General features: G+C 57.3%; 15 protein-coding genes. 11 read left to right on the forward strand and 4 right to left on the reverse strand.

Annotated features, from left to right (window positions below; genetic code table 11):
• Positions 1-58 precede the first annotated feature (58 nt).
• Positions 59-2,761: a SusC/RagA family TonB-linked outer membrane protein gene (locus BM114_RS10415; protein WP_092113226.1), complete on the forward strand. Its 2,703-nt coding sequence runs from the start codon at positions 59-61 to the stop codon at positions 2,759-2,761.
• A gap of 10 nt (positions 2,762-2,771) precedes the next feature.
• The gene (locus BM114_RS10420; RefSeq protein WP_092113227.1) at positions 2,772-4,379 is read left to right on the forward strand and encodes a RagB/SusD family nutrient uptake outer membrane protein; all 1,608 of its coding nucleotides are present in this window, start codon (positions 2,772-2,774) and stop codon (positions 4,377-4,379) included.
• An 88-nt stretch (positions 4,380-4,467) separates the two neighbouring features.
• Here BM114_RS10420 and BM114_RS10425 read toward each other — a convergent pair whose 3' ends face one another.
• Positions 4,468-5,226: a hypothetical protein gene (locus BM114_RS10425; protein WP_143089305.1), complete on the reverse strand. Its 759-nt coding sequence runs from the start codon at positions 5,224-5,226 to the stop codon at positions 4,468-4,470.
• Between the two features lie 297 nt (positions 5,227-5,523).
• Positions 5,524-6,930 carry a C1 family peptidase gene (locus tag BM114_RS10430; RefSeq protein ID WP_092113272.1) on the reverse strand — a complete coding sequence of 469 codons (1,407 nt, stop codon included), beginning with the start codon at positions 6,928-6,930 and terminating at the stop codon, positions 5,524-5,526.
• 333 nt (positions 6,931-7,263) lie between these two features.
• Here BM114_RS10430 and BM114_RS10435 point away from each other — a divergent pair, with 333 nt between their 5' ends.
• From BM114_RS10435 to BM114_RS10470, 8 genes are all read left to right on the forward strand, one after another.
• The gene (locus BM114_RS10435) at positions 7,264-7,671 is read left to right on the forward strand and encodes an HU family DNA-binding protein (RefSeq protein WP_092113273.1); all 408 of its coding nucleotides are present in this window, start codon (positions 7,264-7,266) and stop codon (positions 7,669-7,671) included.
• A 125-nt stretch (positions 7,672-7,796) separates the two neighbouring features.
• Positions 7,797-9,689, forward strand: coding sequence for a 1-deoxy-D-xylulose-5-phosphate synthase (dxs, locus tag BM114_RS10440; protein WP_092113230.1), 1,893 nt, complete (start codon positions 7,797-7,799; stop codon positions 9,687-9,689).
• A 35-nt stretch (positions 9,690-9,724) separates the two neighbouring features.
• The gene (gene trkA / locus BM114_RS10445) at positions 9,725-11,068 is read left to right on the forward strand and encodes a Trk system potassium transporter TrkA (RefSeq protein ID WP_092113231.1); all 1,344 of its coding nucleotides are present in this window, start codon (positions 9,725-9,727) and stop codon (positions 11,066-11,068) included.
• Positions 11,065-12,522 (forward strand): TrkH family potassium uptake protein, encoded by a 1,458-nt coding sequence (locus tag BM114_RS10450; protein WP_092113232.1) that lies wholly within the window; start codon positions 11,065-11,067, stop codon positions 12,520-12,522. The genes trkA and BM114_RS10450 overlap by 4 nt, the downstream gene beginning before the upstream one ends.
• A 20-nt stretch (positions 12,523-12,542) precedes the next feature.
• Positions 12,543-13,505 carry a type I phosphomannose isomerase catalytic subunit gene (locus tag BM114_RS10455; protein ID WP_092113234.1) on the forward strand — a complete coding sequence of 321 codons (963 nt, stop codon included), beginning with the start codon at positions 12,543-12,545 and terminating at the stop codon, positions 13,503-13,505.
• A 257-nt stretch (positions 13,506-13,762) separates the two neighbouring features.
• Positions 13,763-14,494, forward strand: coding sequence for an ABC transporter ATP-binding protein (locus tag BM114_RS10460; RefSeq protein WP_092113236.1), 732 nt, complete (start codon positions 13,763-13,765; stop codon positions 14,492-14,494).
• Positions 14,481-15,281: a hypothetical protein gene (locus BM114_RS10465; protein WP_092113237.1), complete on the forward strand. Its 801-nt coding sequence runs from the start codon at positions 14,481-14,483 to the stop codon at positions 15,279-15,281. Before BM114_RS10460 ends, BM114_RS10465 begins: the two co-directional genes overlap by 14 nt.
• A gap of 15 nt (positions 15,282-15,296) precedes the next feature.
• Complete coding sequence (locus tag BM114_RS10470) at positions 15,297-16,118, forward strand: hypothetical protein (protein ID WP_143089306.1); 822 nt, start codon at positions 15,297-15,299, stop codon at positions 16,116-16,118.
• Here the strand turns inward: BM114_RS10470 and BM114_RS10475 are convergent.
• Both BM114_RS10475 and BM114_RS10480 read right to left on the reverse strand, forming a co-directional pair.
• Entirely contained in the window at positions 16,093-17,109 is a 1,017-nt protein-coding gene (locus BM114_RS10475; protein ID WP_092113241.1) for a DUF4435 domain-containing protein, read from the reverse strand. The two genes, BM114_RS10470 and BM114_RS10475, sit on opposite strands and share 26 nt — an antisense overlap.
• On the reverse strand, positions 17,106-17,927 hold the full coding sequence (locus BM114_RS10480) for an AAA family ATPase (RefSeq protein WP_092113243.1): 822 nt from the start codon (positions 17,925-17,927) through the stop codon (positions 17,106-17,108). Before BM114_RS10480 ends, BM114_RS10475 begins: the two co-directional genes overlap by 4 nt.
• 296 nt (positions 17,928-18,223) lie before the next feature.
• Between BM114_RS10480 and BM114_RS10485 the strand changes: the two genes are divergently transcribed.
• On the forward strand, positions 18,224-18,793 hold the full coding sequence (locus BM114_RS10485) for a GNAT family N-acetyltransferase (RefSeq protein WP_092113246.1): 570 nt from the start codon (positions 18,224-18,226) through the stop codon (positions 18,791-18,793).

Here is an 18,793-nt window from a genome sequence, read left to right on the forward strand (position 1 = left end):
ATTTGCTTCTTTGAAGATCTTTACCTATATTTGTGCTCAACAATCTATCCTTTACACTATGCTAACATACCTACGACCTTGTCTTGTCGCCCTCCTCACGGCAACCAGTATCCCGGCCTGTGCCCAACGAATACAGAACGCCGACACGGCCTCCGTCATCTCACGGCTCGGATCAGCCGACAGAATCACCGAGAAGCGCATGAACAAAGGCCTCGTAACCAATCCGCTCGAAGCCCTCAACGGCCAGGCCGCGGGCGTGAATGTGTCGTCGAGCGGCTCCGACAGGATGGCCATGCTCAGCTCCGTCCGCGTCCGAGGCACCACCTCGCTGACCGGAGGCAACGATCCGCTGGTCATCATCGACGGCGTATCCTCCGATCTGGCCACCCTCTCGACGATTTATCCGGCCGACATAGAGAGCTTCACCATCCTCAAGAACGCCTCGGAGACCGCACAGTATGGCACTCGGGGAGCCTCGGGCGTAATTCAGGTGGCCACGAAGCACGGCCACGAGGGTCAGTTCCACATCTCCTACGACGGCAACATCGGCTTTGAGTCGGTCTATAAAACCATCGGCATGCTGGGCCGCGAGGGGTATATCGGCACGGCGAAGCTGCTCGGTCTCGACTATAACGACGGCGGCCACGACACCGATTTCCAGCAGGAAATCACCCGGACGGGCTTTGTGCAGAACCATCACATCGCCTTCAGCGGAGGCACGGAGAAGTCAAACTACCGTGCGTCGGTGGGCTTCATGAACCATAACATGGTCGTGAAAATCAACAAATACCAGAACTTCGTAGCGAAGATAGACCTCACGCAGTCGGCCTTCGACGACTTCCTGAAAATCGATCTGGGCGTGTTCGGCTCGTCGCAGAAGGCCTGGAACATCTTCGACAAGCAGAAGCTGTTCTACTCGGCGGCGACGCAGAACCCGACATTCCCCTTCGGAAGGGATGCCGACGGCAACTGGAACAAGAACTCCACGGCGTCGCAGATCAATCCGCCGGGAGCCCTGCTGGGGGAGAAGAACGACGAGAAGAGCCTCAACTTCAATACGCATGTGAAGCTGCTCTTTGCCCTGGCAAAGAACCTGAACCTCTCGCTCTTCGGCTCCTACTCGTATAACTCCCTGGAAAATGCCCAGTTCTGCCCTACTTGGGTCTGGGCCCAGGGACAGGCCTATCGGGGAGAACAGAAGACGGAATCCCTCCTGGGCAACATCATGCTCGACTATAAGTATGCCGCGGGACCGCATGCCCTCGACCTCACCCTGCTCGGCGAGTATCAGCGACAGAACCTATCGGGGTTCTGGACCTTGGCGAAAGGATTCACGGACAACGCCTTCGGCTACGACAATCTCGGCGCGGGCTCCATCCTCCCGTATGGAGGAACGGGCAGTAAGTTCGAGAATCCTGCGCTGGCTTCCGGCATGGGGAGCATAGGCTACACGCTCTTGGGGCGATACAAGCTGAACCTCACCCTGCGCGCCGACGGCAGTTCCATGGTAGGGAAGAACAACCGATGGGGCTTCTTCCCCTCCGTTTCGGCCGAGTGGGACCTTCGCAAGGAACCCTTCCTGTCGTCCGTTCCTCTCAAGGCGGTATCCCAACTCAAGCTGCGCACCGGCTACGGGGAGTCGGGCAACTTAGGAGGAATCAGCCCGTTTAACTCCCTCCAGCTGTTCAGTCCCAACGGCGTCGTGCCCTTCAACGGGTCTACCACGGTAACGATGGGCATCCTGCGCAATGTAAACCCCGACCTGAAATGGGAGACGAGGGGCACTTTCAACATCGGAGCAGACCTCGGCTTCTGGAACAACCGCGTCGTCATGACCGCGGAATACTACTATTCCAAGACGCGCGACATGCTCTATCTCTATGATGTTCCCGTGCCCCCGTTCGCCTACGACAAGCTGCTGGCCAACATCGGAAGCATGAGCAACAGCGGATTTGAGCTCGGCATGGGTATCACGCCGATACTGAAACGGGACATGGAGCTGAATGTCAATGTGAACATTGCTTTCCAGAAGAACAAGATTCTGTCGCTGAGCGGCGACTATAACGGTACCCGGATGAGCGCTCCCGACATCACCAGCATCGGCCAGTTGAACGGAGCGGGGTTCCACGGAGGCAACAACAACATCGTCTACCAGATCGTCGGACAGCCCTTAGGGGTGTTCTACCTGCCCCATTGCACGGGGCTCCAGCAGAACGTCGACGGCTCCTATCGCTACCAGATAGAAGACCTTGACCACAGCGGGGGCGTGAACATCGAGGACGGAGGCGACCGCTACATTGCTGGACAGGCCACCCCGAAGATGACGCTGGGCTCCAACATCAGCTTCAGATACAAGGATTTTGACATCAGCATGCAGCTGAACGGGGCCTTCGGGCACAAAATCTACAACGGCAGCGCCCTCACCTATATGAACATGGGCAGCTTCCCCGACTACAATGTCATGTCGGATGCGCCCCGGCAGAACATCAAAGACCAGACGGCCACCGACTATTGGCTGGAACGAGGGGACTACCTGAACCTCGACTACCTCACCGTCGGGTGGAATGTTCCCGTCAAATCGCGCTATATAAGCCTGCTCAGACTCTCCTGCTCGGTAAACAACCTGCTCACCATTACCAGCTACAGCGGCCTCTCACCGATGATAAACAGCTACATCGCCGACAGCACCCTGGGCATCGACGACAAGCGCTCCTACCCGCCCTACCGCTCTTTCAGCTTCGCACTAAGCATTCAATTCTAAGCTTTTACCCATGAGAAAATATATCCTATACCTATTGCCGCTCCTCTTCCTGACCTCGTGTCTGAGCGAAAACCCCAAGAGCCAGCTCCCGGAAGGCGAGGTCTACAAGTCGGCTTCAGAGCTCTACATCAACGCCGTGGCTACCTTATACAACTACATCGGCGGCAGCAGCGAGAGCCAGGGACTGCAGGGTACCTACCGGGGAGTGTACGACTACAACACCTTCAGCACCGACGAGGCCATGCTCCCGACGAGGGGCGGCGACTGGTACGACGGCGGTTTCTGGCAGAATCTGTACCTGCACGCCTGGACACCGACGGACAACTCGCTCTACAACACATGGAACTATCTCTATAAAGTCATCGTGCTCTGCAACCAGTCGCTGGCCGCCATCGACCGCCACGGCGACCTCCTCGACAGCTCGCGGAAGCAGGCCTACACGGCCGAGGTAAGGGCATTGCGCGCCATGTTCTATTATTACCTGCAAGACTTGTTCGGGAATGTGCCACTCGTAACAGCTGCCGACACGCCTCTCGACCAAATCGGGCAAAGCGGAAGGAGCAGCGTGTTCGATTTCTGCGTACAGGAACTCCAGCAGGCAGCCCCCTCCCTGCCCCGCGGACACAGCAACTATGAGGGCAGCAACTATGGGCGGATAACCCGCCCCGTGGCCTATTTCCTGTTGGCAAAGCTGGCTTTGAACGCCGAAATCTACTCCGACGACGACTGGACGGATGCCCAGAAGCCTTCGGGCAAGAGCATCTTCTTCAATGTCGACGGGCAGAAACTGAACGCCTGGGAAACCGTAGTGGCCTATTGCGACAAGATCAAGGCCGAGGGATTCTCGCTTAGCGGAGACTATGCGGCCAACTTCTCCGTCCACAACGAGACCTCCCCGGAGAACATCTTCACGATTCCCATGGACAAGGACCTCTACGCCAACCAGTTCCAATACCTCTTCCGCAGCCGGCATTACAATCATGGAGGCGCGCTCGGGATGGATGCCGAGAACGGCACCTGTGCCACGCTGTCCACCCTCCGCACCTACGGATACGGCACCCCGGCGGTAGACAGCCGCTATGCCGTCAACTTCTATTCCGACACCCTGCGGGTGGACGGCAGCATCGTGCGCCTCGACAATGGCGAGGCGCTGGTCTACAAGCCCCTCGAAGTAAGGCTCGACCTCTCGGGAACGGCCTACGAGAAGACTGCCGGAGCCCGCATGGCGAAGTATGAGATAGACCGGACGGCGCATGAGGACGGCAAACTTCAGGACAACGACATCGTCTTGTTCCGCTATGCGGATGTGCTGCTCATGGCGGCGGAGGCCAAGGTGAGGAACGGCGGAGACGGCTCCGCGGAACTGAATCAGGTGCGCCGGCGCGTGGGAATGGCGGCCAGGAGAGCCACCTTGGACAACATTCTCGACGAACGCCTGCTCGAACTGATGTGGGAGGGATGGCGAAGACAGGACCTGATACGCTTCGGAAGGTTCTGCCAGGCCTACGACCAACGGCCGCAACTGCCGTCGGAGAAAGACGGGCACACCGCCGTGTATCCCATTCCCGACAAGGCGCTGAAGCTGAACAAGCAACTACGGCAGAACCCGGGATACTGATTCTGCCGCAAAGGCGGTCAGGTCTTGCCTGACTTCCGGTTTCCTCCAAGAGCACGCCGGCCTGCCCTAAGGCCGGTCTGAAGGGATGTTACCATCTTCCAATGCGCTTCCGAGTGTCTTCCGCTGCCGCTCTTACTTTCTGATAATCATAGTTCCACGCATCCTTCATGAAGACGATGCACCCCTTTATTCCGGACAGTCGCTGCTCCTTCTGGGCGTAGCCCTCGTCGGTAAGAAGCAGTTTCAGGAATACCGGCACATATCCTTTCTTCACCATATAGACGCCTATGCAATGGGTGTAGCGCGTCTCGAAGGCGGTGGTTATCGGGAAATCGACCACATAGACCGAGTCAGCATTACCCCAGGAGGTAGCCTCCTTGCCGCCAAGCTTGGTGATGCGCTCCACCCACGACGGGTCGAACTCCGGCTTTTTCTCCTTATAGCCAAATCCGAGGTGCGTTGCCGAATGCAGGTCTGTCAGGTAGTTGTTCTCCGTATAGCGGAACACATCACGGAAGACCATCTTCTCCCGCGGAACATTGCCTCCCACATGAGCCAACAGCCAGGGGTACAGAATCTTGCTGTTGTTATCCTTCCCCACGGCAGTCTCCCAGTATCCGCACATTCCCCTCCACTCCTTGCCGTTGTGAAGACGGTCGTAATCAGCGTTGGGCACATAGAGTGTTGAGTGGCGGTCATATGCCGCAACATAGTCCTTGGGCACATTCATGCCCACATTGAAGCATTCTTCCGAGAATGTCTTGATAGCCCCGAACCGGTCCTCGGCACCGGCAAGCAACGGGGAAGCCTGCAAAAGCAAGCATAAAGAAACGAGTAATGTTTTCATGATGATAAATTCCAAAAGTCATAAGAGTTATAAGTCTTCTTCATATCATCTTCTCTGACGGTTCAAACAGACTGTCAAAGCCAGAATATCCAATAGGGCCGGATGCGACAGAATCGGATGTCCCTTGAGCATCCTTGCACACAACGCCTCCACGGAGGCATGCCCCAAATATACGGAAAAGAAAGGCTGGTTGTTCGCAAACCATGTTAAAAAAAACGAAAAAACCTGCATTTTCCTGCGCAAAAAAGCGCAAATGAAAATGCAGGCATATAGCTATAGGGCGCAAGGAGTTCGCCCTTACTCGTCCGCGGAGAAGAGAGGATCCTCGGGCATCACCATGAGCGGCTTCTGCTCATACTGCTCGAGCATCTTCGCAGGCACATATTCCTTGTCGACCACGAGGCGGAACATGTATTCCTCAAACCACCGGTTGGTCATGATGAGATAGCCGTTCACGCCGCTGTCGGAGCCCCAGCTGTTCTCCACCTTCCACTTCAGGGGCTTGCCCTGGGCGTCGAGATCCACGGCGGTAAGCGTCATCGCATGGGTGGAACCGCTGTCGAAGGTCTCTATGCGCTGTGCCTTCTTCATGCCGAAGGTGGTTCCAAAGAGGCTGCCATAATCGAAGTTGTCCAAGTCGAGGTAGCCCCGCTTGCGGTCGAGCTGCTTGCCCACATCGTAGGAGGAATACATCTTGCGCCCGTCCTTGAGGCTGGCGATGGCGAGGCTCTCGATGTCCTCCATCGGCAGGTTCAGGTATTTCCAGTTGTGGCCGTCGTAGGTGTGGCGGTCATACTCCACCTCGTAGGTCTTGTAATACGGCCTGCGCGGGTCGTTCATCACCATGATGAAGGTGCCGTTGAGGACTCCTCCCACGGTTTCCCTGTAAAATTCTTTCGGAGTATAGTGCTTCACGGGTCCGACGGTCTTGCCGTCCTTGTCGGTAAACGCATACGAGAACTCCTTCACGGGCTCGCCGAGCGTGAGCACAAGCATATGGTAAACGGTGCCGAGCATCTGCGTCTTACGGGCCTTGATGGCCTTTGCGCTCTTGCCGCCGTTCACCATTCCGCGCAGTTCGAGGCCGAACTCACGCAGCTTCGACGACACCAGGCGCGCCATCCTGCTGGTATTGTCCGATGAATAGGTCTCCGGCATCACGCTCATCGGCACGAGTCCGTATTTCTCGGCGAGGTCGGAGACACCGCAGAAAGTGCCCCCGTCGTTGATGGGATGATGGAAGAAGAACTGCACGCGGGTGTCGTCCATGGGCTTGCGGGCATGGTCTATCACGCCCTGGAGCATCAGGTTGGCCTTCTCCAGCTGGTCGTAGAAGAAAAGGTAGGCCTGCGAGAATTCCACCCGGAGCGAGTCGTGGTGCGCCTTGGCGAAGTTGGAGCGGAGCACATTGAGCCCCGAGAACATCCAGCAGCGCCCCGAGCTCTTCTGGTTGTGGATGCTCTGCTTCGGGGTCTCCACGCTGAAATGGGTGTCGAAAGACATGCGACTGCCATAGCTCCTGGCCAGATCGTCGATGGAATTGGAGGCCACGGCGTTTGCGAGAGCCTTGTCTGCCTGAGAGCCACCATTGCCTTTCGCAATCTCGGAGAGCATCTTTTCCGAGATTCCTCCTTCTTTTGTCTGCGCCTGAAGACCGCCTGCCACAGCGAGCAGGGCAGCCATCAGCAAGATTCGTTTGTTCATTTCCTTATGTTTTTGATAATGATTGTTCTTTGCAAAGTTAACAAAAAGAATCCGTCCCCGCAACTTCTCCGGCGAAAAATAAATATTGTCGCTGATATTTGGAATGCTTGGGAATAAATGGTATATTTGCATGCAAAAGCACGGGAAACCTTGGCCGGCGACCAACGAAACGGCGGACGACGGACAGGGAGGCCGCCGAAAGGAGAGTGAAATCTCAGACTTTAGTAGGTAAAATCCCAGATTTCAGCAAGTAATATCTTGGATTTTACTCTCCAGAAGACGGCTGGAAGCAGCGACGGAAACGACAGACAAGAATACCAAAAACATCATATCATGGCAATATTCATCAAGTTATACCAGAACAAATACAACCGGCAGCACGATTACGGGAAGTGGTTTGCCCGGGTGGTGCGCACCGGCGAGACCGACATCGACCGCCTGGCAGAGCACATCGAGCAGAACACCACCTTCAAGAAGGGCGAGGTGAAGGGGCTTCTCATCGAGCTCGTGGAGGAGATGAAGCAGGAGCTGCAGGCGGGCAGGACGGTGAACCTGAACGGCTTCGGCCGGTTCCACCTCAGCGTAACGAGCCTCTCGGTGGACAAGCCGGAGGACTTCAACATCGCCCGGCACATCACCGGCATCAAGTGTAAGTTCACGCCCGCGGGCAGGCGAGACCCCGAGACATGGCGCGTCAGCCAGGTTTTCAGCGAGGGAGCGGAGGTGAAACGCCAGGAATAGTCGCCTCGCTTCCCTCCTTGCGGACACGGCAAGCGCTCCCGCCGGCGAACAGAAAAAAGAGGGCTTTTGGTTGTTTATGTAGAAAAAAATAGTATCTTTGCAAGGTTATTACATGTTTTAATAGCGTGGACAAGGAAAAATTCGGACTTCTAAGCCAAATCAAATACCCGGCAGACCTAAGGAAACTGGGCATCGACGACTTGCCGGAGGTGTGCAAGGAGCTGCGCCAGGACATCATCGAAGAGGTTGCCGTCAACCCCGGACACTTCGCGTCGAGCCTCGGCGTGGTAGAGATTACGGTGGCACTGCACTATGTTTTCAATACTCCCTACGACCGCCTGGTGTGGGATGTGGGGCATCAAGCCTACGGGCACAAGATATTGACGGGTCGCCGCGACCAGTTCTGCACCAACCGGAAACTGAAGGGCATCCGCCCGTTCCCCACTCCCCTGGAAAGCGAATACGACACCTTCACCTGCGGACATGCGTCGAACTCCATCTCAGCGGCACTCGGCATGGCCGTGGCCGCCAAGAAGACGGGGCACGAAGACCGGCATGTGGTGGCCGTCATCGGCGACGGAGCCATGAGCGGAGGCCTCGCCTTCGAGGGCCTGAACAATGTGTCGAACAGCGACAACGACCTGCTCATCATCCTCAACGACAACGACATGAGCATCGACCGGGCGGTGGGAGGCATGGAGCAGTATCTCCTGAACCTTGACACCAACGCCACCTACAACCGCCTGCGGTTCAAGGCCTCGCGCTGGCTGCATGCCAAAGGCCACCTGAACGACGACCGGCGCAAGGGCATCATACGCCTGAACAACGCCATCAAGTCGGCCCTGAGCCATCAGCAGAACATCTTCGAGGGCATGAACATCCGATACTTCGGGCCGTTCGACGGGCACGATGTGAAGGAAATCGTGCGCCTCCTGCGGCAACTCAAGGACATGAAAGGCCCCAAGCTGCTCCACCTGCGCACCACGAAAGGCAAGGGATATGAGCCCGCCGAGAAGCAGGCCACCCTGTGGCATGCCCCGGGCAAGTTCGACGCGGAGACCGGCGAGCGCATCGTGAAGGACTGCTCGCACGAGCCTCCGAGATACCAGGATGTGTTCGGAGAGACCCTCCTGGAACTCGCAAGGCAGAACGAACGCATCGTGGGGGTAACTCCTGCCATGCCCACGGGCTGCTCCATGAACATCATGATGCAGGAGATGCCCTGCCGCACCTTTGATGTAGGCATCGCCGAGGGGCACGCCGTAACCTTCTCGGGGGGCATGGCGAAAGACGGGCTGCAGCCCTTCTGCAACATCTACAGCTCTTTCTCGCAGCGTGCCTACGATAATATCATCCACGACCTGGCCATCCTCAACCTGCCCGTAGTGCTCTGTCTGGACCGGGCGGGACTGGTGGGAGAAGACGGGCCGACGCATCACGGTGCCTTCGACCTGGCTTTCCTGCGCCCGATTCCGAACCTCACCATTGCCTCGCCGATGGACGAGAGCGAGCTCCGGAGGCTCATGTACACCGCCCAACTGCCGGGAAAAGGCACCTTCGTCATCAGGTATCCCCGCGGCAGAGGCGTACAGACCGACTGGCGCTGTCCGCTGGAAGAGGTGCCCGTGGGCAAGGGTCGCAAGCTGCGCGACGGCAGCGAGGTGGCCGTATTGAGCCTCGGGCCCATAGGAAACGAGGTTGAGAAAGCCGTCGCGCAGGTCGCCGGTGAGGTGAGCGCGGCACATTACGACCTGCGATTCCTCAAGCCCCTCGACGAGGAAATCCTCCACGAGGTGGGCCGCAGGTTCCCACGCGTCATCACCATAGAGGACGGCGTGAGGAACGGAGGCCTCGGCTCGGCCGTGCTCGAGTGGATGGACGACCACGGATACCACCCTCATGTACAGAGAATGGGCCTTCCCGACAAGTTCGTGGAGCACGGAACCGTCGACGAGCTCCGCAAGATTACAGGCATCGACACCGACTCCATCGTCAGGGCTTTGAAAGGTATCGGCTAACGCAAAACAACGAAAAGAACAAAAGAAAACCAATTATGAAGATTGTCATTGCCGGCGCACATGCCATCGGACGCCATCTGGCACGCCTCCTCTCGCGCAACAAGGAAGACATCACGCTCATCGACGAAGACCCTGAACGCCTCGCACGGATAGGCTCGGACTACGACCTGCTCACCATGGAGGCCGTTCCCAACAGCGTGAAAACCCTCAAGAACGCCGATGTGGACGATGCAGACCTGTTCATTGCCGTAACGCCCGACCAGAGCCGCAACATCAACTGCTGCATCCTGGCGAAAGCATTAGGCGCAAAGAAGACCGTCGCCAAAATCGACAACGACGAGTTCTCGGAGACCGAGATGCAGGAGTTCTTCGCCAAATTAGGCGTCGACTCGCTCATCTATCCCGAGGCTCTGGCAGCCAAGGAGATAAACAACGGCCTGAAGATGTCGTGGGTCCGCCAGCGATGGGATGTCCACGACGGCGCCCTGGTGATGCTGGGCATCAAGCTCAGGGAAACCTGCGAAATCCTGAACCAGCCCCTCAAGGACCTCTGCGGACCCGAAGACCCCTATCATGTGGTGGCCATCAAGCGCGGCGGGGAGACCATCATCCCCGGCGGCAACGACGAGCTGAAGCTCTATGACCTGGCTTATTTCATGACGACAAGGCAGTATATCCCCTACATTCGCAAGATATCGGGCAAGGAACACTATGTGGATGTGAAGAATGTGATGTTCATGGGCGGCGGCAACACCACCGTGCGGACGGTAAGCACGATGCCCGAATACATGGACGCGAAGATCATCGAGAGCAGCCTGGAGCGCTGCGAGCAGCTCAACGAACTGCTCGAGGGCGACAAGACGCTCGTCATCAACGGCGACGGGCGCGACATCGAGCTGCTCAACGAGGAGGGAATCAAGAACACGCAGGCCTTCGTGGCGCTGACCGGAAACGCCGAGACCAACATCCTCGCATGCCTCACGGCCAAGCGGCTGGGCGTGAGGAAGACCGTGGCCATGGTCGACAACCTCAACTATACAAGCATGGCGGAGAGCCTCGACATCGGCACGATTATCAACAAGCGCGTCATCGCGGCGGGCAAGATCTATCAGATGATGCTCGACGCAGATGTCCTGAATGTAACCTTCCTCACCAATGCCAACGCCGATGTGGCGGAGTTCATTCCCAAGGAAGGCTCCAAAATCACCAAGAAAGCCGTGAAGGACCTCGGCTTGCCGCAGGGAATGACCATCGGCGGAATGGTCAGGAACGGCGAGGGAATGCTTGTTTCGGGCAACACGCAGATACAGGCCGGCGACTCGGTGATGGTATTCTGCAGCGACATCAACATGAAGAAGGTGGAAAAACTGTTCATATGATCAACTGGAAGATTATCTACAAGGTTCTCGGCTCGCTGCTGTTCATCGAGGCTTCGCTGCTGTTCTGGTGCCTGCTGATGGCTTTCTTCTATGAGGAAGACGATTTTCTGGCGTTCGCGATATCGCTCGTAGTAACCATGTTCTTCGGCTTCGTGCTCCGACTGGTGGGCAGGAATGCCGACAACAACCTGTCGCGCAAGGAAGCCTACCTCGTAGTAAGCCTTTCCTGGATCGTCTTCAGTTTCTTCGGCACGCTGCCTTTCCTGATCAGCGGCTATATCACCAACTTCACCGATGCCTACTTCGAGACCATGTCGGGGTTCACCACGACGGGAGCCACCATCATCGACGATGTGGAGGTGCTGCCCCACGGACTGCTCTTCTGGCGGTCGCTCACCCAGTGGATAGGCGGCCTGGGCATCGTCTTCTTCACCATTGCCCTGCTCCCCTCGATGGTGGGAGGCTCGGTAAAGGTATTCGCCGCCGAAGCTACAGGCCCCATTAAGACGAAGCTGCATCCGCGTCTCTCGGTCAGCGCAAAGTGGATATGGCTGGTCTATCTGGTGCTCACCGTGGCGTGCGCGGGAAGCTACATGCTCTTCGGGATGGACTGGTTCGACGGCATCAACTATGCCATGACGACCACGGCGACGGGAGGTTTCTCCACCCACAACACCAGCACGGAATTCTTCAACTCGCCCGCGCTGGAGTACACCTGCGTCATCTTCTGCTTCCTTTCCGGCGTCAACTTCATGCTTCTCTATTTCTCCGTAGCCAAGCTGAAGATAGGAAGGCTTTTCAAGAACGCCGAATTCCAGTTCTATCTCTTGATTACGCTGGGCTTTACAGCCTTTATCATGGCAGAGCTCATCACCCGCAACGGCTACGATCTTGAGCATGCGTTCCGCAGCGGAGCGTTCCAGGTGGTCTCGTTCATCACCACCACCGGGCTCTTCAACGACGACGCGGCCCGATGGCCGCATGTAACCTGGGTGGTACTGGCCGCCTGCATGTTCTTCGGCGGCTGCTCAGGCTCCACGGCGGGAGGTTTCAAGGCCGTGAGGGGAGTGATGCTCCTGAAGACCGTAAGGAACGAATTCCGCCAGATGCTGCATCCCAATGCCGTGCTGCCGATGAAGATCAACGGCACGAATGTTTCCCAGCAGAAACGCGTAACGCTGCTCGCCTACCTGACAACCTACCTTACGCTGTGCCTCGTCATCTCTTTCACGATGATTGCCGTGGGCATCGACAACACCAATGCGATAACAATCACGCTGAGTTGCATAGGCAATGTGGGGCCCACGCTCGGCCTGGAGATAGGCCCGACGATGTCGTGGAGCATGCTGCCCGATGTGGCCAAGTGGATGTGCGCGGCCATGATGCTCATCGGAAGGCTGGAAATCTTCACCGTGCTCGTCATCTTCACGCCCCAGTTCTGGCGCAAGAATTAAAACAACAAACAACATACGATATGGAACCAATCAAATTCAAGGCTCTGCTGAAGCAGACAATCTGGGGAGGAGACAAAATCATCCCCTTCAAGCATCTCAACGAAAAACTCGACAATGTGGGAGAGAGCTGGGAGATCTCAGGCGTCAAGGGCAACGAGACCATCGTCAGCAACGGCCGCTACGAGGGACGAAGCCTCAACGCGCTGGTAAAGGAACTGAAGGGCGACCTCGTCGGGATAGAGAACTACAAGCGGTTCGGCGACGAGTTCCCGCTGCTCATCAAGTTCATCGACGCCCGCAGCGACCTCTCCATCCAAGTGCATCCCACCGACGAGATAGCCCGCAGGCAGGGCAAGGAGCGCGGCAAGACGGAGATGTGGTACATCATGAATTCCGACAAGGGTGCCAAGCTCTACAGCGGCCTCAAGAAGCAGATCACCCCCGAGCAGTACAAGGCCATGGTGGAGGACGACACCATCTGCGACGCCCTCGCCCAGTATGAGGTCAAGGAGGGCGATGTGTTCTTCCTCCCCGCGGGGCGCATCCACGCCATCGGCACGGGCTGCTTCCTCGCCGAGATACAGCAGACGAGCGATGTAACCTATCGCATCTACGACTACAAGCGCAAGGACAAGGACGGCAACTACCGGCAGCTGCACACCAAGGAGGCCGCCGAGTGCATCAACTACAAGGTGGAGAAAGACTACCGCACGGAGTATCTTCCCGCCAAGAACCAAGGCGTGAGCCTCGTCCACTGCCCCTATTTCACCACCTCGGTATATGACCTCAACGAGCCGATGACCATCGACTACAGCGAGCTCGACAGCTTCGTCATCCTCATCGGCATGAAAGGCGAGGGACGGATTACCGACAGCGAGGGCAACGAGACCACCCTCAACGAGGGCGAGACGCTGCTCCTGCCGGCCACCACACGCTCCGTGAAGGTGGAAGGCAGCATCAAGTTCCTCGAGACCTATGTATAAGCACGGGCGCTCCTGCCCCCTTTCCGGCGGGCAGGGAGTGGCAGCGCGCCGCCCGGAAAGCCATCTTCGGCCAGGCTGTTTATGGCTTTCCGCCCGGTAGGAAACAGTCTTCCATGGCGTTACCAGCGGCTGGTAACGAGTGTTTCAGTTACTGAAACATGCTGTTTCAACCATAGAAACACGCTGTTTCTATGACAGAAACACTCGCTGAAGGCAGCAAACCACCCGACTATTCACGACAAACAACACTCCAAGACATGGCAAACTTAGAAGTAAAAGACCTGACTTTCAGCTACAAGAAGTCGCGCCACACCGTGTTCAGGGACTTCAACCTCACGCTCCAGCCCGGCCACATCTACGGCTTGCTGGGGGCTAACGGCACGGGAAAGTCTACCCTGCTCTACCTCATGGCCGGCCTCCTGACCCCGCAAAAGGGGCTCGCGGCCTATGACGGAGCGGACATCCGCCTGCGGAAACCCTCCACGATGCAGGACATCTTCATCGTTCCCGATGAGTTTGAGCTGCCCAATGTGTCGCTCAGCCACTACATCCGGCTCAACCGCAAGTTCTATCCGCGCTTCAGCGAGGCCGACATGCAGACCTATCTGGCCGTCTTCGGCATGACGGCCGATGTGCAGCTGGGGCAGCTCTCGTTAGGACAGCGCAAGAAGATATTCATGAGCTTTGCCATGGCCACCCACACCCGAGTGCTCCTGATGGACGAGCCCACCAACGGGCTCGACATCGTGAGCAAGGGTCAGTTCCGCCAGTTCATCACGCAGGGGCGGTCGGCAGAGAGCATCTTCGTGGTCTCCACCCATCAGGTGAAGGACATCGAGACCGTCTTAGACCATATCCTGCTGCTCGACGAGGGTCGCATCATCGCCGACACCGACGCCGAATCCATCCGCCACGAGGGGCGGATAGACCTCGAGCAATTCTATAAGGACACGCTGAAAAGAAAGGAGGAAGAAGATGAGAAAACATGATTTTTTCCGCTATGAGCGCTTTGCCGGCTACCTGAAGAAACTCTTCACAGAGTCGTGGCGCGCTAATCTCGTGCGCACGGTGCTGCTCTTCGCCACCATGCTGGTGGTCGAGCTCTGGACCGCAATCACCATCTATCCCAACTATTACGATGCCGAGGGGAAACTGCTGACCGACTACAGGATGGATTACGACCCCGCCTTTATCACTCTGTGGCCGATCCTTGCCTTCCTTTTCCTCGCCGTGGGCTGTTTCATGAGCAGCCGGTTCCTGCACGACGGGCAGCGCAAGAGCGAGCGCATCGCGATGCTCACCACGCCCGTCTCCACCTTCGAGAACTGGCTGGCACGGTGGATTCTTCATGTGCCGGCAGTCATCGTCGTGTTCTTCGGCTGCCTCTATCTGGCCGACGCGCTGCGCGTGGCCATCTTCACGCCTGTCTATCCAGAGCTTCCCATCAGCCTCTTCAAGATTACGGGTTCAAACTACTCCCTGGAAGAAGTAGTCCCGATGTTCATCCTCTACTTCCTCTGCACCTCCCTCTATCTGCTGGGAGGCGTATTCTTCCCGCGCCGCGCCATCCTCACCACGAGCATCGTGCTTTTCTTCGTGGCATGGTTTTATGTGTTCATAGGCTTTAGTAGCCTCGACTTTTTCAACGAGGAGCCAGGCTATGACTACTCACCGGGCAAGCTGCTGATGTGGGCTTACCTCTGCGTGGCCACCCTTTTCTGCTGGTGGCTGTCGTATCGGAGGCTGAAGGAACTGGAAGTTATCGACCGATTATAATAGGAGGAACGGAATATGAAGAAAACTACTTGGCTTACCCTGGCGATGTTCGCCGTGAGTCCCATCATCGTGATAGCCCTCTCTCAGGTGCGCACCAAGACTGAAGGCAACGCCGTGAACCTGACCCAGAGCAAGCTCCAGCGGCTGCAACCGGTAGAAACGGTGATATTCAACGGCGACTCGACCTTGCTCGACAGTGCCGGAATCGTCCTTCAACTCACGATTACGACGCGCGACACCGTAGGCGGCAACTGCGTCTCCTATTCTCCCGAGATGTTCCAGGCCACGCAGAAAGGCGGAGTGCTGACCATAGGCCTGTCGCCCGACGGCCGCAGGCTCGTCAAAGAGGGGCACCTGTTTCTGGAGAAAGCCGACCTCAGCAGGGTGAATCCCGACACGATCTATGCGAACGACACGCTGAATATCCACCTCCACGCAGGCCCCGCACTGACCCAAGTCGTGGCCGGAGCAAACCAAACGCTGGTCTTCGACGAGGCACGCTTGCCCCTCCTGCGCCTGAAGGCCATGCAGGAAGTCATCATCACCAACCGCTCCCACATCGGCCATCTGCAGATGAACGGAGGCACATCTGTCTGGGTTATTAAGTCAGAAATCGACCGTTTCGACCTGCATCTGATAAATCCGGAAGTCTATAGCATGACCAACAGCTTCGGGGAAGACTCCCGCATCGGCATGCTCCGGGTAACCGGGGAAGGCTCGATAGACATACACAATGGGGATGACATCGACCAGATTCTGCTCGAGCCGACGCCTAAAAGCGAGGACGGCATCACCATTACCGGCTATTCCTTCAAGAAGCGGCGGCAGTTGAAATAGCCTTTACGAAGGCTTCCACATCCCGCTGTATCTGCCGAAACTGGTCGGAAGCCATACCTCCGGCGTTTTTCTTGAGCATGGCGGGCACATCCTCCAGGCTGTTGGAGTAGCTGCTCAGCTCGTTGCGACGCTGCGTGGCGTGCACGCTCTGCCTGTCTATCTCCACCTCACGCTCCCTGATGAGGCGGCTGCAGACGCTTTCGAGCATGGGCACGACCACCTTGTCGAAGAGGTGATGCCCCTGGATATAGAGATAGGTGTTGTCGGGCGTAACGCCGAGACGCCTCAGATTGTCCTTCACCTGCTGATAGCCCTGTCGCGCATCGGGGTTCTCGCGCTGCAACCACCTTATCTTCTGCCCCACCTTATGCCGCACCCGCCGCAGGATTTCGTCCGCCTGATGGAGCCGGAAGTTGCCCGTCTCGATGACGCGGAGGAAGTCCGTCATGGTGAAACGCCCGTAATTGGGGGTGCGATAATACCAGATGTTCCACACGAAGAGCGGATAGATGGCCTGCGAATACTGCCGCAGGAACTCCTCGAAGTCGAAGATGCGGTGGTCGTTGAGCGTTACCGCCACGCAGACGGCGTGCAGCGACGGCGCAAAACACTGCAGATTCTCGATGGCATAGGCGTAGGTGTGGAACACATAGGGATTGGAAAGGATGCTCCGGGATGTGGGCGTGGCTCCCTGGATGAGGTAATCGTAGTCGGCGTCGACGCAGGCAATCATGTCGCGCCCCACCTTTCCCTCGAGAAACTCCATCAATACGGCTTTCTTGCCGCGCTCCAGATGCTTGCTGCGGGTGGGCAGCATGATTTGGAAATACAACTCGTCGGTCTCGAACTTGTCCAGGACCGTGCGCCAGAAAAACACATCGTCGTAGCTCTCCACATAGGCAATGATCCTGTGGCGGGCATCCTTCGGGGTCATCTTGTTGGCGGCCTCGAAGTATCGCGACGACAAACCCTCCCTCAACCGCTTGCTCATGGTTCCACCGTAATATCCGAGACCTCGGTTACCTTGTCCATCCAGCCGTTCATGATGACGGCCGGACTATGGGTGGTAAGGATGATCTGTATGTTCGGGTTGAGTTCCAGGATGAGGTCGATGAGCTGCTGCTGCCAGTCGATGTGCAGGCTCACCTCGGGCTCGTCCATGAAGAGCACATAGTTCTGGTTGTCCTCCACGAGCACCGTGAGCAGTATGGCCAGAATCTGCTTCTCGCCGCTGGAGAGCTGATAGGGCACGAGCGTCTCGCCGATTTGCGAGAAACGGATTTCGTTTTCACTGCGCACAATCTCCTTTCCCGTGTCTGCAAAGAGCTTGTCGATGATGTCCTGGAACTTCTTCTTCGGCTCGCTGATGCGCTGCGCCTCGGCAGCTGCCCCGTCTCCGCCGGCCTGCAGCGTCTGGATGATGCGGTTGCCGATGTTCACTTGATAGTCCAGATACTTGCGCTGAAGCTGGAAAAGCTGCCAGTCGAGCTCCGTGGCAAGGCTCAGGTCCATCTTCGTTACCGTGTCGGAGTTCATCAGCGGGCGGTCGAACGACCGTATGATGTCGTAGCGAATCCACTTCGCGTCCTCCGGACTGACCTTCAGCCGCACGCCTTTGAGCATGTGGCTGGGAAACTCGCCGCCGGCCGAAAGCCCCTTCACCACCTTGTTCAGGATGGTGCTCTTGCCCACTCCGTTCACGCCGCTGAGGATGTTTACCCGGCGGTCAAGGTCCCACACGATGTGCTTCACTCCGCTCCAGAGCGACTCTATCTCTATCTGCTCTATGTAGTCTGCGTATTTCTGCATGATGGTATACCGGTTTTAATCTATCGCAAATATAGTGAATTTTTCCGACACTCGTACACTTTCCGCCCCGAAATTGTGATTTCTCCTTCCCAAATAAGCCAACAGAGGCGACAAAGAGAGCCGTCGGAAGGTTGACAAAATCGGCGATTTTGCCGCATGAATTCGGCGATTTTGTCGGACGATTTCGCCGATTTTGTCCCACAGAAGGCCGCTGCCAGGAAAATCAACTGCGGCAGCCCCTTGCGCAATCCGAAATTATTGCGTAACTTTACGCTCGTAAAAACGACTACCGCAAGATGAACATTGAAGACGCACGGGCCGCACAGGCCCGCAGCATAGCCCGCCTCATCATGGAGGCAATGAACCATGAGTGCTGCCAATACTTTGCCGGCGAGGGGCACACCCTGCACGACTTCGAGGGCCTGATGACACGACTGGTGGAGCGCGACGACAGCCAGTACAGCTACCGCAACACCCTCGTGGCCACGGGCGAGGGGCAGGAGGTGGCAGGCATCTGCGTGGCCTACGACGGCAAAGACCTCCGCCGACTGCGCAAGGCGTTCGTCAAGGGAGCCCTGGAAGCCTTCGGCCGCGACTTCTCCAGCATGGACGACGAGACCGGGGAGGGAGAGTTCTACATCGACAGCCTGGCCGTGAGCGCAGCCTACCGCCACCGGGGCATCGCCACGCAGCTGCTCAAGGCCACCATAGAGCGTGCCCGCACGAGGGGATTAAGTGCCGTGGGGCTGCTCGTAGACCAAGGAAACCCGAGGGCAGAGGCGCTCTACAGGAGAATCGGATTTGCTTACGAGAACGACGCCTCGTGGGGCGGACACCCCATGCGGCACCTGCAAATAAAACTCTGA

The sequence above is a fragment of the Prevotella sp. KH2C16 genome (genome assembly GCF_900113305.1).
Taxonomy (GTDB): Bacteria; Bacteroidota; Bacteroidia; order Bacteroidales; family Bacteroidaceae; genus Prevotella.